Source organism: Nakamurella antarctica, from assembly GCF_003860405.1.
GTDB lineage: Bacteria > Actinomycetota > Actinomycetes > Mycobacteriales > Nakamurellaceae > Nakamurella > Nakamurella antarctica.
Window position 1 is genome coordinate 227,134 of record NZ_CP034170.1, and the last position, 20,737, is coordinate 247,870.

Below are 20,737 nucleotides of genomic sequence, written 5' to 3' on the forward strand. Positions count from 1 at the left end.
TCGATGGTGTTCATCATTCCCCGGCGGCTCCATGGCCAGTGGTCGCCCGTCACTGTCAGGTCAGGAGTTTCCCGCCGTGCCAAGACAGGCCGAATATCCCCACGCCAAGCACTTTGTTCTACATCTGAGCGACACACACCTGCTCCCGGGCGGCGCCCCGTTATACGGGCATATCAATAATGCCGGCTACCTGCGCCAGTTGCTGGCGTCGTTAGAAGCGGCGGGGACCAAACCGGAGGCCATCATTGTCACCGGCGACCTCACGGATAAGGGTGAGCCGCAGGCGTACGCGGCGCTGCGGGAGATCGTCGACCCGGTGGCGGAACGTCTAGGGACCCGGGTTATTTGGGTGATGGGTAACCATGACGATCGCGCTAATTTCCGCACTGAGCTGCTGGCAGACGGCCCCAGTGTCCAGCCTATTGACCAGGTTTTCGACGTCAACGGACTCCGGGTCATCACACTCGATTCCACCGTTCCGGGTTTCCACTACGGGGAGGTCAGCGACCAGCAATTGGAGTGGCTGGCGGCCGAACTCGGCACGCCAGCGCCGCACGGCACGATCCTGGCAATGCACCACGCTCCGCTGCCGTGCATCCTGGATCTAGCGGTTCTGGTCGAACTGCGAGACCAGGAAAAGTTGAAGCGGGTTATCACCGGCAGCGACGTTCGGACGATCCTCGCGGGTCATCTGCACTTTTCGACGCATGGAACATTCGCGGGGATCCCGGTCTCGGTCGCCGCCGCCACGTGTTACACGCAAGACTTGGTGGTTGCTGTCGGCGGTATGCGCAGGCAAGACGCCGCGCAGGCCTACAACCTGGTGCACGTGTACGGCGACACCGTGGTGCACTCCGTGGTTCCGATGGTGCAGCACCAGACCTTCGGCGCTGTCGACGCCGAGGAGGTGGGGGATCGGCTGCGCGAGGCCGATGTGGTGATCGCGCCACCCGGTTCGCCCACCACGTCGAACTTTGTCTTCTAGTGCCGTGCCGTGTGCGGCGACAGTCCTAGTTCCGAGGCAGCTTCGGGTACTTCCCAGGGTGCAGGGATCGGGAAGTAACGGTCCAGGAACAGCCGCACCGTCGCGGCCCGTTCCTCTTCGGGTACCTCGGGGAAGCTGCCGTCGTTCAGGCAGAAGAAGTCGAGTGAGCGGCTCTTGAGTAAGCCGGTGAGGGAGCGCAAACCCGAAGTAGACGTGGTGTCAACGTATTTCAGGCGCGCCCTGTCTTGGACCACTGCCCGCCCCGTCATCAGTGCGTAATAGTGGTAGAGCGAATTAGTTACTGAGATGTCGGTGGCGCTGCGGAATTTACTGGCCTGGGTGCGAGCGAAGTCTTCCGCGAATTCGGTTTCCATTTCGACCAACACGCTTTTTCGCAGAGGGGTCGCGGCGTGTTCCAAATGACGGGTCGTCACCTTGCCGAACCTGTGGAGAAGGAGGGCCCGGTTGACCCTGGCCGCGTTTTCGTAGCCGCTGCGTTGCGGGTCGGAATCGCCCACACCGATGCGCAGTGGAGCTTGCAGGAACTTCGTCAAACCGCCGGGGGAGAAGAACATCTCGGGGCGGACAGGCCGACCGAAGAACATATCGTCGTTGGAGTACAAGAAGTGCTCGCTGAGGCCCACGATGTGCTGCAGTTGGCTTTCCACCGCGTGCGAGTTGTGCGTGGGCAAGGCATTTTGGTTGGAGAAATGATCGCTGCCGCGAACAAGGGTGACCTTGGGGTGTTCGTCGAGCCACTGCGGCCGCGGCGAATCGGTGGCAATGAAGATGTGGCGGATCCACGGTGCGAACAAGTAGATAGACCGCAGCGCGTATTTCAACTCGTCCAGTTGGCGAAACCTGGAATCGGCGTCGTCGCCTTCGCCCACCACGTAACTGTCCATCCGGCGGGCGCGGGCTCGCTGAAACTCCGCTGACGAACCATCTACCCAGGAGAACACGATGTCGATATCGAAGGTGATGTCGGTCGCGAACTCGGCGAACATATTCTCGAGCGTCGGCCAGGTGGCGCCGTACTTCAGGACGGTGGTGTGCGGGGCTTCGTCCCGCATCACGCGCTTGCGCGTGAGCGAATTATCCACGGGCGCGATAATGGAGTTTTTGCGCATTGACCACATCTCGAGCTGAACCCCCGACGAGGCGCCGTATTTCAGGCCTCCGCGAAGTTCTACGCGCGGCCGGAACAACCGGAAGATGCGGCACCTCCCTCTTTCTGACGGCCATCCCGCCGACATCAGGAAGGGTTCCTTGTCCTTGCCATCTGCAGGCTTGGCGTAGAACGGTTCGTTTGCCAATGACGCGCTCAACGCCGTCATGATCGCGACGCGCTGGCGCCAGTTGACCGCGAGCACGGGGCGCTCATCGTTGCCGCGCACCAGCAGGTATTCGAATCCGCCCGCATCGAGAACATCTTTGATGGCTAACAGGTCGGCAATCATTGCCTGCTGGGGGGTCAGCTCGCTGTTGACGAGCGTCAAACGCCCTTGGTGCATGACAATATCGTCGCGTTGCAACAGCTTCGAGGGTTCTTCCGCGCCGGAGCGAGCCTCGGCGGCGACAGATTTCATAATGGACCCCCTCGATACAGCGGTTGCGCCTCGTTAGAGCTACTGCGAACACAGCAATTCGGTTGTCGAAAAGTATTCGCCCGAGGCGTGAATCCGCTGGCGGGTCTGGTGGACACCCGCTGCTGTCGATGACGGCGCGACACGCTGGGACGTCTCCATTCTAGCCCGCGCGGCGCGCCACGATATTTTTTGCGCCGCCAGCGGAAGAGTTCGCTCGGAGGTGGCACCGCGACGTCGAGAGCGCCGATGATGGAAGCTGCGCGGGCCGCACCCTCGCATGCCGTAGCACCGGGCACCGCTTCGGTGGTGGCCACACCCACGCAGTTGAGGAGCATTTCACAGTGCGAGATAGCGCGAGTTTCTCGATGATGCGCGCCGCTCGGCGCGAGCCAGGTATTGAACGCAAGCCGTTGGCCAAGGGCCTCGCGAGGCGGGTCCTCACGTTTGCCCGTCCGTTTCGCCGGTTGCTCGCAATGTTTACCGTTCTGGTCGTCTTCGCTGCGTTGATCAGCGTGGCCACCCCGTTACTGGCCGGCCGAGTTGTCAACGAGATCACCAGCAATGGGCGCGTGTCTGTTGTCGTGTGGACGGCGATCTTTATCGCGGGGCTGGCGGTCGTTGATGCCGTGCTCTCGTATGTGCAGCGCTGGTACTCGGCGCGTATCGGTGAGGGGCTGATTTTTAAGCTGCGCTCTGCGGTCTTCACGCACATTCAATCGATGCCGCTGGCATTTTTCACGCGCACCCAGACCGGCGCGTTGGTGAGCCGCCTCAACAACGACGTTCTGGGGGCGCAACAGGCATTCACGTCCACCCTGTCCGGGATCGTTAGCAACGCTGTCAGCCTCGTCATCACCGCCACCGTGATGTTTACGCTGTCGTGGCAAATCACCGCGCTGGCCCTGGTGTTGCTACCGGTATTCGTATTCCCCGCCAAGCGCGTCGGCCGCCAGCTACAAACGATCACCAGGGAGTCCTACAGCCTGAACGCGTCGATGAACACGACGATGACGGAGCGCTTCAACGTCTCGGGCGCGTTGCTGGTGAAGCTGTTCGGTCGTCCGCAGGTCGAGGCGCAGTCGTTTTCGGATAAAGCGCAGCGGGTCCGCGATATCGGCATCAGGTCGGCTATGTATGCACGGGCGTTATTCGTCGCGTTGAGTCTGGTGGCAGCGTTGGCGCAGGCGCTGGTCTACGGCCTCGGCGGGTACTACGCGCTGACCGGACAGCTCTCTGCGGGCACCGTGGTCACGCTGGCATTGTTGCTTTCTCGGCTGTACGGGCCGTTGATGGCGCTGTCGAATGTGCGTATAGATGTGATGAGCGCGCTCGTTAGTTTTGAGCGAGTGTTTGAGGTGTTGGATCTGCCGCCGATGGTTGCCGATGCACCCGGCGCCGTGGAGCTGGCGGATGCCACCGCCGCGGACGTCACGTTCACCGATGTTCGGTTCTCTTACCCGCGAGCAGCGGAGGTGTCCCTTGCGTCCCTAGAGGACGTCGCCGTTCTTGACCAGTCCTCTCCCGCAGAAGTGTTGAAGGGCCTCACTTTTACCGCACATGCCGGCCAGATGTTGGCGCTGGTTGGCCATTCCGGGGCGGGCAAGACCACTATCAGCCAGCTGATCCCGCGTATTTATGACGTCCGCGGCGGCGCCATTCGCATCGGGGAGCAAGACGTCCGCGGTGTGACCCAGCAATCCCTGCGCGATGCTATCGGCGTTGTGAGCCAGGACGCGCACCTGTTCCATGACACCATCGGCGCCAACCTGCGGTATGCAAAGCCGACCGCCACGGATGACGAAATCTGGGAAGCATTGCGGGCAGCCAACATCGCTGACAAGATCGCCGAGCTACCGGAACGACTCGACACGCTGGTCGGCGATCGCGGGTATCGACTTTCCGGTGGGGAGAAGCAACGTGTCGCAATCGCCAGGCTGCTCCTCAAGTCCCCGAGCATTGTGATCCTCGACGAGGCAACGGCGCACCTGGATAGCGAGAGTGAACACGCGGTTCAGGGCGCCTTGGCGGTGGCTCTGGCAGGCCGCACCAGTATCGTGATAGCGCACCGCCTCTCGACAATCCGTGCAGCACACCAGGTGTTGGTGATCGACGACGGACGAATTGTGGAATCCGGTACTCACTCAGACCTGTTGGAACTCGGGGGAGCGTACGCAGAGCTCTACCGAACTCAGTTTGCTGAGCCCGGATATCGAAACACCGGAGGCGAAGGTGGCTCGTGACACCACCGGTCGAAAGCTGATCGCCTCCAACAAGAAAGCTCGACACGACTACCTCGTTATCGACACTATCGAGGCGGGGATTGTGCTGACCGGTACCGAGGTGAAATCGCTTCGGGAGGGCCGCGCATCTCTCGTCGAGGGGTACGCCACCATCACCGACAACGAAGTGTGGCTTCGCAACGTCCACATTCTCGAATACCTTCAGGGAACATGGACCAATCACGCGGCGCGGCGGCCCCGCAAGCTCTTGCTGCACCGCCGGCAGATCGCCAAACTTGCCGCCGAGGTCCGCGACGGCGGACATGCATTGGTGCCCCTGAGTTTGTATTTCCTTGACGGCAAGGTAAAGCTCGAGCTGGCTTTGGCCAAGGGTAAGAAAACATACGACAAGCGTCACGCGTTGGCCGAACGCGACGCCAACCGCGAGATTCAACGCGAAGTGAGTCGGCGCTACAAGGGCCAAATCTGACCTCTAGCAATATATCTCACTGTAGTTCACTACTACAGACGGCGAGCCCGCCTTTACGCTTCGGCGGGAACTACCAGCACCCTCGGGCGGGACAATGTAGTTCGGGGTGCCCGAGGCCAAAAGATATATTAACGACAACAAAGATTGTCGTTGACAACGCAGGTTGTCGTGGTGCACACTTCCCACATGCCAATCAGCGAGCAGTTCCAAAACATCGCCTCAGCCCTCGCCAGGGTGATAGCTGGCAGCACCGGAAGGCCTCGCGGCCGGCTGATCATCAAGCGGCGCAGGCGCTCTGGGCGCTAAGCCAGCCGCATTTCCGCACCTCCCATCGCAGCAAACCACCCACACTCAAAGGAGCACCACCATGTCCACACCCAAGGTCGCAGCAAAAAACACTTCAGCATTCTTCGGCGCTTCCATCGCCTTTCTCGGACTGACCGGCATCTGGAACATCGGGAACCTCTGGATGCTCAACATCACCGTGCAAGACCGGTACACGATCGGCATGGGCATCATCGCCTCGATGTTTGCTGTGGTGGTGGTGTCCAAGGTGGTCCGCGACAAGGAAGATGCCAACGACTTCGTGAACGGCATTCGCCAGGCCCGTTACGAAGAGGTGCTGGCCAATGCCCCGGCCCCTGGCCTTGGCCAAACGTATTAACCCGATTTTTCGCGTGCGCACGCGATAAACCAGAGGCGCCCAGGCCACGCCGGCCAGGGCGCCTCTGCCGTTTCCGCTCCGGCTCCCATCGACAACGACAGTTGTCGATGAGAGCGATTGTCCGGCACACTCAAGTAATGGAGCTCACCGAGATGTACGACTACATCGAGAACCTCATCGACAAAGCAGCAACCCAGGCCAACGGCGACACGGACGACAGTACTGAGTTCGCGCTCGATCTGACGAAGATCGAACTCATCTCGAAGGCGCGGGTGGCGCTAGACATCATCGAGGCGTTGGCAGTACACCGCCTGCGTACTTCACTGCCGCAGGCTAGCTATGGCGACATCGGCGAATCCCAGGGAATTAGCAAGCAGGCCAGCAGGATTCGGCACACGAAGTTGGAGCAAGTGCTTAAAGTCCACCAGATCGATGGCAAGCGGCACGCCATGGCAAAAGTGGTGGCGCCGACCAAACATCGTCGAGCAGCAAAGCCCACCCGGGTGACTCGGAAAGAATTGCAAAGCTAAAGCAATCGCATATTTTGCGGGCAAACTCTTCCCGCACTACGACCGCGCGCCACCTGATGGTGGCATCATCGGCCCATGGCCATATCAAACGAAGAAAGCATCGCGTACCCAGCTCCCGGGTCGCGCCCGTCGCGTAGCGCCACCGAACACATCTCGCCGCACGTCGTCGTATTGTTCGGCGCAACCGGAGACCTGGCGCGCCGCAAGCTGTTGCCCGGCCTCACGCACCTCGCGCTGTCGTCGTTGACGCCGGAAATTCAGATCGTCGGGACCTCGCTGGAGGCCTTCGACGATGAGTCGTTCCGTGAGTTTGCGCGGCAGGCGGTGTCGGAGTTCAGCACCCACGCGCTGTCGGATGCGCAGTGGGACTGCTTTGCCAAGAACCTGCATTACGTGCCGCAAAGTGCGGGGCCTGCGGAGTTGGCCGCGGCGGTCCTGCGGGCGGAAACCGAACTCGGAGATGACGTCCTTCGGCTGCACTATCTTTCTGTGCCGCCGAAAGCGGCGCTCGCGGTAATCAAAATGTTGAAAGACGCAGACCTCGTGGCCCGCTCGCGCGTCATTATGGAGAAGCCTTTCGGTACCGATCTGGAAAGCGCGATCCACCTTAACGACCAGGTCCACGAAACGTTTTTCGAGAGTCAGATCTTCCGCATCGACCATTTTCTCGGCAAAGAGCCAGCCCAGAACATTCTGGCGTTCAGGTTTGCGAATGGCCTGTTCGAGCCGATTTGGAACCGCAACTTCATCGATCACATTCAGATCGATATTCCGGAGACACAGGGACTTGACCGCCGCGCGGAGTTCTACGAGTCCACCGGCGCCTACAAGGATATGGTCGTCACCCACCTCCTTCAGGTGATGGCTTTCGTCGCCATGGAACCGCCGACCGCGCTCGAGCCGCGCGCTATTAGCGAAGAGAAGAACAAAGTATTCAGGTCAATGTTGCCTGTTCGGCCGAGCGATGTAGTGCGGGGCCAGTACAGCGGATACCGCGACGAGCACGGCGTGGCGCCTGACTCGGACACCGAGACTTTTATCGCGCTGAAGGTGCGGATCGACAATTGGCGGTGGGCGGGTGTGCCGTTCTATCTGCGGACGGGTAAGAAAATGGCGGAGGGGCAGCGGATTATTTCGATCGCTTTCCGGGAGGCGCCGAAGAGCATGTTCCCGCCGGGGTCCGGCGTGGGATCTCAGGGACCGGATCATTTGACGTTCGATCTCGCGGATGCATCAAAGGTATCTCTGTCCTTCTACGGCAAGCGGCCTGGACCCGGGATGCGGCTGGACAAGTTGTCAATGCAGTTCGCGACGCAGGAGACGGACCACTCCGCGGATGTGCTTGAGGCGTACGAGCGGCTGATTCTTGACGCGATGCGCGGCGACCACACGCTGTTCACCACTGCCGAGGGCATCGAAAGCCTGTGGGAGCGTTCAATTCCCCTGCTGGACGACCCACCTGCGGTGAAGACTTACGCCCCCGGGACATGGGGACCGAATGCCATCCATCAGCTGGTTGCTCCCCACGCGTGGCGGTTGCCCTTCGAACGCACCTGGCGCGAGAAGAAGTCCACGTCCTAGGGCATCAGACCCGGGCTCTGTTGGCTGCCGACACGGCGAGGGGGGTTGCCACCAGGATCAAAATTCCGCAGCCAGCAAATGTCCAAGAAAATCCTGCTCCCGCGCTGGCGACGAGCCCGACGAGGAGGGCTCCGATAGCTGTTCCCGAATCGAACGCCGCGTTCCACATGGCACTTGCGGTGGCTTGCCGGTCCGGGCCTGCAAGTGCAAATGCGAGCAACAGCGTCAGGTTTTGTGCTGATCCGTAGCTAATTCCCAGGAAGAATGCGCCAGCCAGCACCAAGGCCCCACTGCTCTGAGCGATGCCGAGAGCCAGTGCCACCATGCCAACTGCGCCGCAGGTGATTCCCACGGGAAGCAACAACCGGGAGCCAGTGCGATCGAACAAGAGGCCGACGCCCCATCTGCTTACAGCGGCGACCAGACCCAGGATCACCAAGGCCAAAGTGGTAACGGTGGCGCTGGTGTTGACGATGGGTAGGAACGTCAGGACCGCACCGCCCGCGAGGGTGATGACCAGCAATACGAGGGTGATTCCGGTGATCGCGCGGACACTTTTCCCCAGCGGGGTGACGGGTTGGTTTGCCGGAGTTTCTTCGTGGGGTTTGAACTGCGCGAACCCCCTCACCAGGAAAAGTGCCAAGACGGGCGCGGCTCCGAATAGCGCGACCCAGTAGAAGTTCCCGGCGTTGGTCACGGCGACGCCGACGGGGACACAGATGAGATTCGGGATTGCGATGGCGAGGCCGTAAATGCCGATTACTTCGCCACGTCGGCGGGCTGGGACCATGCCGGCGGCAGCAATCGGCATCATCACTGTGATCACCCCGAAACCCGCGCCGCGGACGGCGGAAACCACCAGTAGCCACCACAGGTCATGGCTCAGCAGGTAGAACGGGCTCGCGCCGCCGAGGGCGATCAGGCCAGCAGCGAGGGTGACGCCAACGCCGAGGGTCCGGATCATCGCCGGAACCAGGAGTTGGGTAGCTACGGTGCAGGCGAGCATGACGGTGGTAACGAGGCCGGCAGAGCCTTCGCTGGCCCCGCCGGCAACTGCCCACAGCGGGAGAGACGACAGCGTGAAGAAGAAACTGACAAAAGCGAAAATGCTGACGAGGACGAGCCTTTGGACGTCAGACTGCGCCCAGAGGGAGCCTGACGTTTTTTGCGGGGTAGGGTCAGATGACATGACGGGGGGTGCTGCACTTCCCAGAGATTTCCGGCCCAGGCAGGTTCTAAAAGTGTTGGGACACCAGCGAAGTACCAGGGAAGCCCGGGCCGACGGCCGCAGACTGCGACCCCAGCTTATAGGTCGCACGCACCGGCTGCGAGTTTCGAAGGTGGGGGGACAGCTCCGTAGACAAAGCGCAGGCTGGCATCGGTCTCAGTGTCGATGGGTTCATCGGCGCTAGCTCGCTGGCCAGCGCAGCGGCCGTCGCCTTGTTGACGCGCACCCTCATTCCGGGCCTGCCAGCCGGCGACCGAGGTGCTGGTTGCCAAGTGTGCGGGCACTGCCCAGCATCAGCTCAGAAGCCCTCGGATATCCGACGCGGTCAGTGCGCCGGCAGGTACCCCGCCGGAGTCCATCACGCTGGAAAATAGCTTCGCCTTGCTCGCTTTGAGCGCCATCACCTTTTCTTCGATGGTGCCCTTGGCAACGAGCCGATACACCATGACGTTCTTGGTTTGACCGATCCGGTGCACCCGGTCAACCGCCTGTGCCTCGGAGGCCGGGTTCCACCAGGGGTCGAGCAATATGCAGTAGTCAGCCTCGGTGAGGTTGAGGCCAAAGCCGCCGGCTTTCAGGCTGATGAGGAACACGGGTGCACGCCCAGACTTGAAGCGGTCTAGCACTTCTGGCCGATCACGGGTCGACCCGTCGAGGTAGCAATAGTCGAAACCGGCCGATTCCAGGCGACCTCGCACCTTCGTCAAGAAACCGGTAAATTGACTAAACACCAGGACTCGGTGTCCCTCGGCAACGATATCGTCGAGTTGCTCAAGTAAGGCGTCGAGCTTGGTCGAAGGAATGGCGGAGTATTTTTCATCGATCAGGCTTGCGTCCAGGCTGAGCCGGCGCAGGAGGGTCAGCGACCGGAAGATCTCGAACCGATTCTTATCCATGTCGTTGATGAGCCCGAGCACTTTCTGCCGCTCTCGCTGTAGATGGGTCTGGTAGACCTTTCGGTGCTGGGGGTTGAGTTCCAACTCGATGGTCTGCTCCTGCTTCGGTGGCAGATCTTTCGCTACCTGATCCTTGGTGCGGCGCAACATCAATGGTCGGATGCGGCGCCGAAGCTGGGCGAGCTTCTCAGCCTCGACACCCTTTTCGATGGGCTTTTGGTAGTACTCGGCAAAACGTTGCGGGGTGGCGAACAAGCCCGGGGCGGTGATCGAGAACAGCGACCACAGCTCCATCAGGTTGTTTTCCATGGGCGTGCCGGTGATCGCGAGCTTGAAGGGTGTGGTGAGTTTCTTGGCGCACTTATAGCCTTGGGACAGGTGGTTTTTCACAAATTGGGCTTCATCCAGGATCAGACCCGCCCACTCCAGGCTGTCGTAGGCGGCAAACTCAAGGCGGAACAACGCATATGACGTGATCACGATGTCGGCACCCTCGACCACATCCGCGAGCTCGATGCCGCGCTTCTTGCCGGTCCCGGTGACCGCAACGGTAGACAGGGTAGGGGCAAACCGCTTCGTTTCCGCTTGCCAGTTCCCGACGACGCTGGTCGGAGCGACCACCAGAAACGGCCGCCGAGTCCTACCTTGGTGGACAGCGCGAGTGATCAGCGCGAGCGCCTGAATGGTTTTACCCAAACCCATGTCGTCAGCCAGAATGCCGCCCAGCCCGCTGTCGCAGAGGAAGCTGAGCCAGTCGTACCCATCCTGCTGGTAGGGCCGCAGTGTCACGTCCATCGTCGGTGCGAGCTCCTGATGCGTCAACTCGCCGACGTTGTTCAGGGCGCTGACCGATTCCTGCCACGCCCTCGCTTGGTCGTCGACGACGCCGAGCGCATGGAGGTCATTCCAGAGGCTGGCCTGGTATCGACTGATACGGACTGACTTCTCGCCCGGATCGAGCAGCAGCCGGGCCTCCTCGATGAGCACCCGGAGTTGCTCGAAAGCTGTTGTTGCCAAGCGAAAGTAGGTGCCATCTTCCATGATCATGTGGTCTTGGCCGCGGGCCAAGGCTAGAAAAATCTCCCGCAGCGGCACGTCCGCGCCGTCCACGCTGACGCTGATCTCGAGATCCAACCAGTCTCTGCCCTGAGCCGATTCGCTGCCAGCGATGGCAATAACGGCATCGGATTCTGCAGCGCGGTAGGTCGCTTCCCCTAGTACCACCAGCTCGAGACCATCAAGGTTCTGCAGTACCGGCAAGAGTTCGGCGAGGAATTCCAGCATCTGTAGGCCAGCTAGTTTCTTCTCCGGTGTAATTCTGCCAGCGTCAAACAGAGCGGGCAAAGCAAGGACCGATGACGACAAGCGCTGCAGTACAGCGCTTTCGAATTCCAAATCTCGGTAGGTGACCCGCTGTGCGCCCGGGTAAAGCCCCTGCCTGGTCGAATCGCCGAAGTAGTTCCAATTCCATCGAATGTGAAGTTCGTGCCCAGGCAGATGCTCCACGACCAGTTCGAGTTTTGGGAGTGGCGGTTCGGGAATAGTGAACGACTCGTCAGTGGAGGTGAGGTGCACCCTGCGGCGCAGCGCGGGAAGATAGGTGGCGACGAACCGGTCAATCTCGGGGTTCGCAATTTCCTGTGTGCCAGCCTGAAAAACGGAGCGCAACTCTTTGCGGACAGTCGATTCCAGTGGCGTGATGGTCAGATAGAGGTCCTTGATAGATGCGGCCAGATCCCCGGCGATCCATGAGACCACCGCGGTGGCAGGGGATCCGAGTAATAGGCACGATTCGGATCGGACAGGCCCGACCGCGGCGGCAACGATGGGACGCAAGGAAATACCGTTGCTCGCGCGGGAGATATCGAGGGCAATCCTGACTGGCCGCGCTTCGACCTGAACTGCTGATTGCTCCTTATCGGAGCCGATCAGGGTGATCCCGACCTCGCCCGCCCGGGCGAGCAGGTCCCAGAACGCCGCCCCGGCGATGTCCTCCAAGTACAGCCACGATGTCGGTGCGTAGTACGAGCCACCGGCGGCTATCGCGGCGATTGAGCTGAGCCATTTCAGATGCGCGGCATTGGGTTGGCTGCGGCCGTATCCGAAATAGTGCAGATTCGACCATCCGATTCCCGTTCGAACCCACTTACCCTTGCTGCCACGCTGAACGGGACGAATCCCCAAAGTGGAAGGTCGCAGCTGCGCACCCGCCAGCGGTGTGGACGCATATCGGCTGGCAGGCGCCATCAACTCGAATTGCAGGCCAAGCGGGACCTCGCCGGTTGCGGGTTCGTCATCGGGCTGCTCGATGAGTCCGGCCAGCGATCGTTCCCAGGCTGGCTTCGGCGGGGGAGCGTGGCGGCTGCCGAGTCCGCTGATGATCAGCGCTGCGATGTGTTTGCACTTCATCCGCACAGGGCACGAACACACCCCGGTGAGGGCCGCGATGGACTCGCCGCGCATTACCAGCGAAACGCTTGCCCGGTAGGGGGTTCGGGCCGTGCCCTGTACCTGGCCGACGACAGTAAGCGGTTCTTCGGTGACAGCGACGTCGATAACGGCGCCGCGGCGGACATAGTCCAGCCCTTTCTGCAAGGTGGCGCCGCCGACGAGTCGGCTCAGCGACAGTACGTCAATCACCGTGGGCAGCCGATCATCGTCAGAGGCAATGGGGAGGCAGTTGTCGACACAGGCGCAGCCTACTGAGAAGAACCGACGCTGCACACCGCCGCACAGCACCACCGCCGCCTCACCGCCGCACAGCCGAGCGGAGCGTCTGAGGGGCGCGGGCAGAACTCATGCTTTTCTCACTTGCGCCGAGCTTGGATTCGGCGAACCCATCCCCAGTTGTGTCAGTACCTACGAGCGAAGGGGAGTTTCCTCTCGGTGCTGATCGCCCTCGGTGCCGGAGGGAAAGCTTGCGTAGGGCAACGCATTCCAAGATTCGGACTGCGATCCCTAGCCGACTTTGACCACCAAGAATGTGGGTAAGTCACCGACCACCGTCGTCTCCAGCGGGCTGGTCCGCACACCAAACGAGTGTCCTGCAACCTTGAGGCCGTCGACGCTGAGGCTGCCAGCGCTCGGTGACGGATTTAGCGTCATCGTCTCGCCGGGAACGTCTACGCGCAGGCCGAGAATGCTTTGCAACAACACCGCTGCCGAAGCCGCTGACCAGGCTTGCGGACGGCAGGACGCGGAATAGGGAACCAGCGCCGCAGTGTCGTCAAAAACGCCGAAAAGCTCCGGCATCCGCCCGTAAAAGGCGGTGCCAGCGGTCAGCAGACCTTCGGTGAGCACCGCGGCTTGCGCGATCAGACCTTCTCTCGTCATGCCGTCGATCACAATCGCCGTGTCGTGGGGCCAGACCGAGCCGCAGTGGTAGCTCAGTTCCGAATAACCGCCGCCGGTCGACGACATCGTCCGTAGCCCATACGCTGTCGCCATGGTCGGGTCGACCATGCGATCGGCCACGATGATGGCTTCGGCGGGATCCAAGATGCCGGTACCTAAGAGATGGCCCATGTTTGAAGTGACTGAATCCACGAGTTGTTTGTGGCCATCGAGTGCGATCCCAAGGTAGGAGCCGCGCTCGTCTGAGGTCCAGAACGACTGGTGCACGGCGGCTTTGAGCCTGGCAGCGTATGCCAGCCACTGGCTAGCGCCGGGCCGGCCGAAGGCTTCCAGCAGCGCCGCCCCCGCGATGGCTGCCTGGTAGGCGTAGCCCTGGACCTCCACCAAAGCGACGGGCCCTTCGGCGATCCGGCCATCGGCAAACCGCACCGAATCCCCGGAGTCTTTCCAACCCTGGTTCGTCAGGCCGCGGCCGGATCGGTCGATGTACTCCAGGAAGCCATCACCGTCGCTGTCACCGTAATTTGCCAGCCACGCGAGCGCAGCCTCGGCTGCTGGCAACAGTTCTCGGACGTGCTCATCTGCTAATCCCCACCGCCAAGCATCGTGCAGGAGGCAAATCCAGAGCGGCGTGGCGTCGATGGTGCCGTAGTAGAGCGGAGGCAGGAACGTGTGCGACACCTCGGACGGTGCGCGCCGGAGCTCGTGCGGAATCTTGCCGGGTTCCTCGGCCGTGTCGAGCACCACCGATGTGCCCTGGTAGGCAGCGAGAGTCCGCAGGGTTCCTAACGCCATTTCCGTCCCGAGCGGCAGCAGCATTCGGGCCGCCCAGATGGAGTCGCGGCCGAAAAGTGTGAGGTACCAGGGGGAGCCGGCGGCGAAGAACTCGTCGTTCGGGGCCAGTCCGGTGCAGAGCCGAAGTCCCTTGAGATCGGCAATGCTGGTGGTGATCAGCGGCGCCAGTCTTCGGTCGTCTGCCATCACGTGCGGGGCGGTGAACGGCGCTGCACCCAGCGGCGCGGTAACTGCTGCGCCGTCGTCGGCGACTTCTACCGACCAGCCGCATGAGCGCGCAGACCTGGCTGGTACGAACAAGTTCCACGTGGCAACCACGTCATTGCCCTCGATCACCAGGTCAGCGTCATCTGCCTGGACCCATACGGTGGTCTGGGCGGCGGCGAACAGTGCTCGGGTGCCTTGCAAAACGGGTGTGCGCGGTTGCGAGTGCAGACCGGATTTGACCATCTCCATATCCGCGAGATCAGTGGCCAGTCGTAGCTCCAGGGTCAGGTGCCAATCGGTAAACCCAGCGTTATGGAGCACAAAGTTTTCTTGGCACCCCGTGGCCAGCGCCTTTCGGCGCCGGCGCAGCCACCTGATCGGGTCCGGTGTGGGGTCTTCGACAGAGCGAGTCACAGCAACAAACTCAGCTTCGGCTGCGCCCAGTATCTGGTGGCTGACCGGTTCCAAAGCAGCCCCGGAAACGGACACCACGGCCTGGCCGATAGCTCGCAAATCTGCGGCAAAGATGCCCTGTGCGCCCACCGGGTGGATCTGGCCATCCTTGCCCGACAGGCTGACGGTCGGCGCAGCCAGACAGGTCACCAGATCGTGGAGGAACGGCTGCAGACCTTGCTGAGTCATGGCGGAGCACTCGATTCTTCCGGGAAGAAGTAGGCCCGGCCCCACTGGTAGAAACGGGCGAATTTTTGATTACGTTTTGGCAAAGAGCTTGACAGGCTATGTGACTCAGCCGACACTTCGACCTTAGTTGGATCGATCCAACGGACGCAAGCCTGAAATTGGAACGATCCATTAGGACCAATCGTCAAGGAGGACGAGTGACCGATACGGCAACCAATAACACCGCAAGCACTCCTGCCTCGGCCTCGAAAGCCACCCTCGACTCGGTAGCAAAGCTGGCTTGTGTCTCCCGCCAGACAGTGTCGAACGTGATGAACTCCCCGGCATTGGTGAAGGCAGAAACAGCGGAGCGGGTCCATCAGGCCATCAAACAACTGGGGTACCGGCCGAACCTAGCCGCTAAGCGCTTGCGCACGGGCCAATCCCGGTTGATCGGCCTGCGAATCGTCGGTGTCGACGGCGACGCGGTCTTTGACCGTTTCCTACACGCGCTGACCGATGCGGCAGCGCTTCGTGATTACCGCATCATTTTGTACACCTCACCGACTGACGCGGGAGAGATCGCCGCTTTCGACGAACTCCTCGATCGCTGGGACATCGACGGCATCGTGCTCACTAGCACCCACCGCGGCGACGTGCGTACCGATCACCTGGCCACCAAGGGCATTCCGTGTGTGACCTTCGGCCGCCCCTGGGACGACTCGGACCACCACTCCTGGGTGGATGTCGATGGACGCGCCGGCACCAAAGCTGCGACCGAAACGTTGATCGCAGCTGGCCATCGACGGATCGGGTTTTTGGGCTGGCAGCCAGACTCCGACGTCGGCAACGATCGTGAGGCTGGGTGGCGCGAGGCGATGCGCGAAGCCAATCTTGACTGCTGCGAACCGGTGCGACGCGACAACACTCTGGATTCCGCCCGGATGGGCGCCCGCGAAATGCTGGCGCCTGCAGTGGCCGATTCCGACCTGCCGGTCACCGACGCTTTGACAGCGGTGGTGTGCGTGTCCGACGTCATGGCACTGGGAATGCTAGCCGAGCTCGCCGCCCAAGGGCGTCCCACCGGGATTTCGATCGTCGGCTTCGATAACTCGACCGTGGCTGCCAGCAATGGGTTGAGTTCGGTGGATCAACCACTGGTGGCGGTGGCCGATCACTGCGCCCGGCTGCTCATCGACCAAATTGAACGGCCATCCGGCGCTACAGCCGCGCTGGAGCGGATTCTGCTCCCGCCGAAATTTATCCCTCGGGCCTCTTCGCGGCCACCAGACCAGTAGTCGTCGCCTCGCAATGTCCCCCTAGTTTTCCTGCACCAAACCACGCGGACCTGAATCCAGTGCCGTGCCCCTTGGCCTTAAGGAGCCTGCGTCATGAGAAGTACCCGCTTAGTAAAATCTGCTGTGGCTGGCACCATCGCCGCCACATTATTGTTGGTCTCCGCGTGCGGTAGCTCCGACTCAACCGCTGGCAGCTCGAGCAGCTCCAGCAGTGCAGCACCCGCAGCAAGCAGCGCAGATGGTTCGACCGCCGATACCCCTGCCGCCTCTGGTAGCGAGATGGCCCCGGCTTCCTCGAGCGCGGCACCTGTTGCCGGCGGCGCTGAGCTATCCGTGCTGATCGGTAGCTCCGGCCAGGTCGAAACTGACGCTCTGATGTCCGCCACCGACGCGTGGGGCAAGGACACCGGCAACAAGGTCACAGTCGCGCCCGCTCAGGATCTCGGACAGCAACTGGCCCAGGGCTTCTCGTCCAATACCCCACCCGATCTCTTTTACGTAGGGGCTGATCAGGTCGCAAACTATGCCAAGGCTGACAACATTGCTCAGTACGCCGACGGCCTCAGCAACGCCAGCGATTTCTACCCGGCGCTCAAGGACTCATTCACCTACGACGGCAAATTCTATTGCGCACCCAAAGATATGTCGACCCTGGCGCTGTTCATCAACAATGACCTTTGGGCCAAGGCTGGCCTGACCGATGCTGACATTCCGAAGAATTGGGATGACCTGGCGAAAGTAGCTAAGAAGCTGACGGTTAACGGTGTGGCTGGCCTCGCGCTCGCCCCCGAACGCGACCGGATCGACGCGTTCCTGGTGCAGAACGGCGCCTACCTGACCGATGATGCGGGAAAAATCACCGCCAACGACCCGAAGAACGTCGAGGCACTGACGTTTGTCAAAAAAATGATGACGGATGGCGTCGTCAAGACGCCGGCAGAGCTCAGTGCTGGATGGGCGGGAGAGGCTTTCGGCAAGCAAGCTGCCGCGATGACGATTGAGGGCAACTGGCTGCTCGGCGCCATGGGCAAGGACTTCCCGACAGTCAAGTACACCGTGGCAGAACTTCCCGCCGGCCCGACTGGCACGAAGGGCACTTTGGTATTCACCAACTGCTGGGGTATCTCCGCCACCACCAAGTTCCCCGAGCAGGCCAAGGCTCTCGTCGAGTACTTGACAGGCAGCGATCAGCAGATGACCTTCGCCAAGGCGTTCGGCGTCATCCCGTCAGTCGAATCAGCAAAGGACACCTATCTCAAGGAATTCCCAAAAAATAAGCCGTTCGTTGACGGTGTCGGGTATGCCCGCGGTGTCGTCAACTTCCCTGGGGTCACCGCTGAGTTGGCCGAATTCAACGCCCAGCTGCAGGCTCTCGCTACCGGCGATCCGCAGACCATTCTGGACGATTTGCAGAAAAACCTCGAGGCCGCGATCGGTTGATCTCATTCTCGATGTGACAACCAAAAACAGCACGAGGGGAGTGAACAGCAATGTCGATAGTTGAAGCCAGTAGGGACAAAGGCGCGCAAGACCCGAAGGCGATGAAGCCTGCAGCGCGCAAGCGTAAAGCGGCATCCATCCGTGGATCGCAGAACAGGACGGGGTGGCTCTTCATGGCCCCAGCTGCCATCATCCTCGTGCTGTTTTTGGTGGTTCCCATTTTTGGAGCTGTGTGGGTTTCACTCAGCGATTGGAAAGGCAAGGGATCACCGCTTGGTGCCGAATTTGTGGGATTTAAACATTATGAAGCACTGCTAAGCGGTGGAGGTCTGGCTCAGAAGGACTTGGGCACCTCGCTGCGCAACAATATGTTTTACGTCATTCTGGTGGTCCCGCTTCAGACGTTACTAGCACTCACCCTGGCGGTAATTCTCAATAAGCGCCGACTCAAGGGCAGAGGTTTCTTTCGGACGGCGTTCTACTTTCCATCCGTCACATCGTCGGTGGCTATCTCGCTGGTCTTTCTTTTCTTGTTCACAGCTTCTGGCGCGATCAACAAAATCTTGGCCTGGCTCGGAGTCAACGGCCCGAACTGGTTCGCCGACCCGCGCGGCGTGGGCCACCTTGTGCTCAACGCCTGGGGAATCGTCGACATGAACAACCCGCCTGCGTGGATGTCGAACGGCAGCTTCATGGGGCTGGACTTGTTTCAGTGGATCTCAGGTCCGTCAGTGGCGATGTGCGCCATCATCGCGCTTGCCGTGTGGACTACGGGTGGCACGTTTATGTTGATGTTCTTAGCCGCGCTCCAGGATGTTCCGGTCGATGTCGATGAGGCCGCGATGGTGGACGGTGCCACGGCGTGGCAGCGTTTCCGCTTCGTGACGGTGCCAGCATTAAAGCCGACTTTTTACCTGGTGATCACACTTGGACTCATCGGGACCTGGCAGGTTTTCGACCAGATCTACCTGATGGGTAAAGGCGGCCCAGCCAAGTCAACGCTCACCCCAGCGTTTTTGAGCTACCAAAGTTCATTCAATGACGGCAAGTGGGGGCAAGGCACGGCTATTGCGTTCATTCTCTTCGCCATCATCATTGTGATGAGCGGCATTCAGCGCTTCGTGATGCGGGACAACAAAAAGCTACCGAAGCGCAAACGGATGGTCTTTGTAGAAACTCCCGCCACCAGCGCCGGTGTCGCAGGGGCCACAGCCACCGCGACCACGTTGAGCAAGACCACCCCATCGAAGGACAAGATATGACGACGACGCTTTCCGGCCGCGATACGTCAGTTCACTCGGCCGAACTTCAGAAGAAACGGGGCTTCTCCACTGCGTGGTTGGTGTACCTAGCGCTGATATTTTTCGCGTTGATCTACCTCTTTCCTTTCTTCATCCAGATCGGAACCTCGTTCAAGACCGATGTAGAGGCGACCGCCACCCCGTTGAACCCGATTCCCAAGATGTGGACCACGGCGGCCTTCCAAACGCTGGCCCAAGCCGACTTCCCTCGGTGGTTTATGAACTCGACAATCGTCACACTCAGCGTGACGGTGGGGCGAGTGCTGATCGATTCGCTGGCCGGATATGCGTTGGCGCGCTTGCACTTCACTGGACGGAAGGCAATCGGCCTCTTGATCATTTCCGTGATGGCCGTGCCTGGCGTCGTATTGCTGATCCCGAAGTACCTGGTGCTGGTGCAGCTCAACATGTACGACACCTACGCCGGCATGATCATCCCGCTCCTTGCTGACGCCGCCGGCATTTTCATCATGCGCCAGTTCTTCATCTCTATTCCGTTGGAGGTGGAGGAGGCAGCTCGAATCGATGGAGCAAGTACGTTGCGGACCTTCTGGTCGGTGGTGTTGCCGATGGCTCGCCCAGCTGTGATCACCTTGACCATCCTGTCGTTTCAGGGGTCGTGGAACGAGTTCAGTTACTTCATCGTCTCCCGTAAGGATCCGGCCTTGAACACTCTCACCAGCGGGGTGGCCTCGCTGACTTCGGGAGCGCTAGGCAGTGGCAACATGTTCCCGGTCAAAATGGCTGCTGCGTTGCTCATGACGATCCCCGTGGCGTTGGTGTTCTTCTTCTTCCAACGCTTCTTCGTGCAGGGGGCTGGGGCTGGGGCTGTGAAGGGGTAAGAGGGCCCCGTTGTGAGGTGCTGCTTACTGGGGGCCCGCGAATGGTTCGGTTACTACCGTGCCAATGCGGGCCCCTTTGCATCGCAGTGCCGGGCGTCGAGGCGCTCCAAAGCGCTGCCTGGTTGCCGTTCCGAGGGGCCGCTCCCACCACCAACATCTGGGACCATCAGCCCGCCCTCAGCGGGCTAATGATCCCGAAACCCATCGCGGGACGCTTCCCCGGGTCTTGGCCAAAGCCGTCCCCGCTGCGCATCGGTAGCGGCGCAATACGCCTTATGACGCGAAATCCCTGGACACAATTTCTACACGGGTTGCCCGGGCTGGCCCCCTGACCTGCTGAGTTGACGAAGCCTGGATCACCCCCTAATGTTTACGAAGTTGCCCCGCCCGAGTTCGCGTGAAGATGTCACAGTCTGATGAGCGAGTCGGCCCAAGCGTTAGACGAAAGTCTGGACCATGGGGGCAGCGAACCCCAGGAAGTCGAACTCCGGTGACGGAGTGGGGCGGAGCTTGTTTATGACAGGCTTTGGACGGCATCCATAGTGGAATAACAGTCGCAGTCGCAAGATTGAGACAGCACCCCGGATATGGCTTAGAGGTCATGGGTGGTGTGTGTTTGTTCTTTGAGAACTCAACAGCGTACCGAAAGTCAGTGCCAATTGTTTTATCTTGGTGCGCTCTCGTTGTTTTCCTGTCC

The 20,737-nt window shown here is 60.9% G+C and carries 14 protein-coding genes; 10 read left to right on the forward strand and 4 right to left on the reverse strand.

Features of this window, described 5'->3' with window-relative positions; genetic code table 11:
• Positions 1-52 precede the first annotated feature (52 nt).
• Entirely contained in the window at positions 53-985 is a 933-nt protein-coding gene (locus tag EH165_RS01025) for a phosphodiesterase (protein ID WP_124800214.1), read from the forward strand.
• Here the strand turns inward: EH165_RS01025 and EH165_RS01030 are convergent.
• Positions 982-2,574 carry a stealth family protein gene (locus tag EH165_RS01030; protein ID WP_124797648.1) on the reverse strand — a complete coding sequence of 531 codons (1,593 nt, stop codon included), beginning with the start codon at positions 2,572-2,574 and terminating at the stop codon, positions 982-984. The genes EH165_RS01025 and EH165_RS01030 overlap by 4 nt on opposite strands.
• A 365-nt stretch (positions 2,575-2,939) precedes the next feature.
• Between EH165_RS01030 and EH165_RS01035 the strand changes: the two genes are divergently transcribed.
• From EH165_RS01035 to zwf, 5 genes are all read left to right on the forward strand, one after another.
• The gene (locus tag EH165_RS01035; RefSeq protein ID WP_124800215.1) at positions 2,940-4,814 is read left to right on the forward strand and encodes an ABC transporter ATP-binding protein; all 1,875 of its coding nucleotides are present in this window, start codon (positions 2,940-2,942) and stop codon (positions 4,812-4,814) included.
• The gene (gene smpB, locus EH165_RS01040) at positions 4,804-5,283 is read left to right on the forward strand and encodes an SsrA-binding protein SmpB (protein ID WP_124797649.1); all 480 of its coding nucleotides are present in this window, start codon (positions 4,804-4,806) and stop codon (positions 5,281-5,283) included. Before EH165_RS01035 ends, smpB begins: the two co-directional genes overlap by 11 nt.
• A gap of 367 nt (positions 5,284-5,650) precedes the next feature.
• Positions 5,651-5,947, forward strand: coding sequence for a hypothetical protein (locus EH165_RS01045; protein ID WP_124797650.1), 297 nt, complete (start codon positions 5,651-5,653; stop codon positions 5,945-5,947).
• Between the two features lie 137 nt (positions 5,948-6,084).
• Positions 6,085-6,477 (forward strand): hypothetical protein, encoded by a 393-nt coding sequence (locus EH165_RS01050; RefSeq protein WP_124797651.1) that lies wholly within the window; start codon positions 6,085-6,087, stop codon positions 6,475-6,477.
• Between the two features lie 75 nt (positions 6,478-6,552).
• Complete coding sequence (gene zwf / locus EH165_RS01055) at positions 6,553-8,058, forward strand: glucose-6-phosphate dehydrogenase (protein WP_206426036.1); 1,506 nt, start codon at positions 6,553-6,555, stop codon at positions 8,056-8,058.
• A 4-nt stretch (positions 8,059-8,062) separates the two neighbouring features.
• Here the strand turns inward: zwf and EH165_RS01060 are convergent, their stop codons facing one another.
• From EH165_RS01060 to EH165_RS01070, 3 genes are all read right to left on the reverse strand, one after another.
• Entirely contained in the window at positions 8,063-9,247 is a 1,185-nt protein-coding gene (locus EH165_RS01060; RefSeq protein WP_124797652.1) for an MFS transporter, read from the reverse strand.
• 332 nt (positions 9,248-9,579) lie between these two features.
• The gene (locus EH165_RS01065) at positions 9,580-12,822 is read right to left on the reverse strand and encodes a DEAD/DEAH box helicase (protein ID WP_124797653.1); all 3,243 of its coding nucleotides are present in this window, start codon (positions 12,820-12,822) and stop codon (positions 9,580-9,582) included.
• A gap of 318 nt (positions 12,823-13,140) precedes the next feature.
• On the reverse strand, positions 13,141-15,180 hold the full coding sequence (locus EH165_RS01070) for a glycogen debranching N-terminal domain-containing protein (protein ID WP_124797654.1): 2,040 nt from the start codon (positions 15,178-15,180) through the stop codon (positions 13,141-13,143).
• Positions 15,181-15,377: 197 nt separating this feature from the next.
• Here EH165_RS01070 and EH165_RS01075 point away from each other — a divergent pair, with 197 nt between their 5' ends.
• From EH165_RS01075 to EH165_RS01090, 4 genes are all read left to right on the forward strand, one after another.
• Positions 15,378-16,457, forward strand: a complete 1,080-nt coding sequence (locus EH165_RS01075) for a LacI family DNA-binding transcriptional regulator (protein ID WP_206426037.1) — start codon at positions 15,378-15,380, stop codon at positions 16,455-16,457.
• A 93-nt stretch (positions 16,458-16,550) separates the two neighbouring features.
• Positions 16,551-17,897, forward strand: a complete 1,347-nt coding sequence (locus tag EH165_RS01080; protein ID WP_124797655.1) for a sugar ABC transporter substrate-binding protein — start codon at positions 16,551-16,553, stop codon at positions 17,895-17,897.
• 50 nt (positions 17,898-17,947) lie between these two features.
• Complete coding sequence (locus tag EH165_RS01085) at positions 17,948-19,159, forward strand: carbohydrate ABC transporter permease (protein WP_206426038.1); 1,212 nt, start codon at positions 17,948-17,950, stop codon at positions 19,157-19,159.
• Positions 19,156-20,040, forward strand: a complete 885-nt coding sequence (locus EH165_RS01090; RefSeq protein WP_124797656.1) for a carbohydrate ABC transporter permease — start codon at positions 19,156-19,158, stop codon at positions 20,038-20,040. Before EH165_RS01085 ends, EH165_RS01090 begins: the two co-directional genes overlap by 4 nt.
• Positions 20,041-20,737 lie beyond the last annotated feature (697 nt).

Coding starts and splice junctions, on each gene's coding strand:
- EH165_RS01030 (WP_124797648.1), bottom strand. CDS start 2,574: ATGAAATCTGTCGCCGCCGAGGCTCGCTCCGGCGCGGAAGAACCCTCG.
- EH165_RS01035 (WP_124800215.1), top strand. CDS start 2,940: ATGATGCGCGCCGCTCGGCGCGAGCCAGGTATTGAACGCAAGCCGTTG.
- EH165_RS01045 (WP_124797650.1), top strand. CDS start 5,651: ATGTCCACACCCAAGGTCGCAGCAAAAAACACTTCAGCATTCTTCGGC.
- EH165_RS01050 (WP_124797651.1), top strand. CDS start 6,085: ATGGAGCTCACCGAGATGTACGACTACATCGAGAACCTCATCGACAAA.
- zwf (WP_206426036.1), top strand. CDS start 6,553: ATGGCCATATCAAACGAAGAAAGCATCGCGTACCCAGCTCCCGGGTCG.
- EH165_RS01060 (WP_124797652.1), bottom strand. CDS start 9,247: ATGTCATCTGACCCTACCCCGCAAAAAACGTCAGGCTCCCTCTGGGCG.
- EH165_RS01070 (WP_124797654.1), bottom strand. CDS start 15,180: ATGACTCAGCAAGGTCTGCAGCCGTTCCTCCACGATCTGGTGACCTGT.
- EH165_RS01080 (WP_124797655.1), top strand. CDS start 16,551: ATGAGAAGTACCCGCTTAGTAAAATCTGCTGTGGCTGGCACCATCGCC.
- EH165_RS01085 (WP_206426038.1), top strand. CDS start 17,948: ATGTCGATAGTTGAAGCCAGTAGGGACAAAGGCGCGCAAGACCCGAAG.
- EH165_RS01090 (WP_124797656.1), top strand. CDS start 19,156: ATGACGACGACGCTTTCCGGCCGCGATACGTCAGTTCACTCGGCCGAA.